This is a genomic window from Areca yellow leaf disease phytoplasma (assembly GCF_041920595.1).
On sequence record NZ_CP169277.1, the window covers coordinates 461,610 to 463,999 of the forward strand.

Here is a 2,390-nt window from a genome sequence, read left to right on the forward strand (position 1 = left end):
AATGTATTGCTAGTGGGCGAAAAAATATTCAATAAATAATAAATAATAAATAGATTTATAATTAAATAATTAGAAAGCAAAAAAAAAAAAAAATGAATGAAAAAAATAAAAACATATATATAAGTGTTGGAGCTTTAACAGTTATAATTTTAATCATTTTGTGTGCAGTTATTCCTAAGCAAAAAAACATAAGACGATAAAGACACAATTAAAATATTAACATATCAGATATCCAAGGATTTGATATTACTTCTCCAGAAAACACTTTTTCTACTTATTCTAATAGATATTTACGTTTAGTTCATGACACTTTGTTAGAAGAAAAAGAAGGTAAAATCATAAGTAAATTAGCTAAATTAGTTGAAAGTATGCAAATCAAAATCAAGAAAAACTTTATTAAAGTTTGAACTTAGAGATGATATTTTATTTCATACAATGGCGAAAAATATAACAACTGGATGATGTTATATTTACAATCGAAAGAGGACACAAAATAAACATCCTCAGTTTGAAGAAATCAAAGCAATCAAAAGAATAAACAACATAGAATTTGAAATTGAATTAAAAGAAAAAAAAACACCTTATTGGCACTTTACTTTTGTAATTTTATCAGAATCCTAAATAAAAAAGCTGTAGAAGAAAACGAAGAAAAAGGATTACAAATTGGCACTGGACCTTATAAATTAGTTGAATATAAATCAAATGATGAAATCAAAATGGAAAAATTTAATAATTATTACAATAAAGACACAATTAAATACAGTCCTAAAACAATCATTTTCAAAATTAATAAAAACAATGATACTAATTTACAACAAGTAGAAAACGGTTCTTTAGACGCTTGTCTGGATTATCCATCTCATAAAATTCAAATTATAAAAGATAAATTAAGCCATAGTGTTGAAGTAGTTGGAAAATAAAGATGTTTCAGCTAGATATTTATACATTAATAAAGCTAAAACCTCTCTAGAAACAAGAGAAGCTATTTCTTGGTCGTTAGATATTGAAAAATAATATCTGATTTGGAAATCCCTGCTCAAAAATTAAAAACTTTTTTGCCAGAAACCTTGAAAGGATCTGATAACGAATTAGATGCTTATCCAACAAACTTTTTTACAAGCTAAAAAAATATTAAAAACTAGATAAAACTGCTAAAAAACTTAAAATAGGATGCAGTACAAAAATCTGAGTATCTTTTTGAAAATAAAAATAATAGAACAACTAAGAAAAGTTGGTTTATAATAGAATTTGTCTTAAGTGGACGTAAAACTTATTAACAGAAGCCAAAAAGATAACTCTTCTTACAATATGATTTTTTAGGTGAAAACTATGAATCAAAATGGGGGCATAAAGTTTTACGTGATTATTTTAACTAACAATCCCAATAATTTTTGTCATATTGATAATGATGATAAAGCCATATAGAAAATAAATTGTATTACAAGTTGAAAAAGAAACAAGTGAAGAAAAATATACTAATTTATTAAAAGAGAAATAACCAATATATACATAAAAGAATTTTATATTGTTTCCTTTATATAGTTATCCCTAATTATGTAATTAGGATAACTATATAAAAGGAATAACATAAAATTCTTTATGTATTTATTTCTTTTTAATAAATTAGTATATTTTTCTTCACTTGTTTTGCTTTTCAACTTGCTGTGAACATATTTTCATCATTATCAATATGACAAGTGACAGGGTAATTAAAAAGATAAATAAACTGTACTTCGCGGATTTTCACCTAAAATCATGATATGGGGAGAGAGTTATCTTTTGGCTTCATTAATAAATTGTAAATTCATTCTACATAAAACCAGCACTGGCAGTTACGTTCTATTATTTTATTTTCAGATAGTTTTTAATATATATCTAACAAAGTTTTTTTAGCAGTTCTCTGGATTTTTTGGACATATTTTTGGCTTGTAAAGTTTGTTGTAAACATCTAGTTGAATCCTTTCAGGACAAATTTGGCAAAAAGTTTTGAGCGTACAGGCAAGTTTCAAATCAGATTTTCAATATTTGACCAAGCCTCTCTTGTTCTAGAGAGGTTTTAGCTTTATTAATGTAAATATCTAGCTGAAATTGCAATGCACAACTGCACTATGACTTAATTTATCTTTTATAATTTTATGGATAGATAGGGCCGTTCACTGTTGTAAATTAGTATCATTATTTTTAGTAATTTTGAAATGATGTTGGACTTTATGACCTAAATAAATTGTAATAATTGTAAAATTTTCCGCTGTTTCAAATGTTGATTTATATTCAACTAATTGCAAGGTCAATTTCAATTGTAATCCTTTTCTTCGTTTTCTTTACAGCTTTTGCCCCAGGATTCTGATAAAATTACAAGTGCCAATAGTGTTTTTTCTAACTGGCGTACT

1 protein-coding gene is annotated in these 2,390 nt (G+C 25.5%); it reads left to right on the top strand.

Features of this window, described 5'->3' with window-relative positions; genetic code table 11:
* Positions 1–584 precede the first annotated feature (584 nt).
* The gene (locus tag ACEW7V_RS02630; RefSeq protein WP_374695350.1) at positions 585–920 is read left to right on the top strand and encodes an ABC transporter substrate-binding protein; all 336 of its coding nucleotides are present in this window, start codon (positions 585–587) and stop codon (positions 918–920) included.
* The last annotated feature ends 1,470 nt before the right edge of the window (positions 921–2,390 follow it).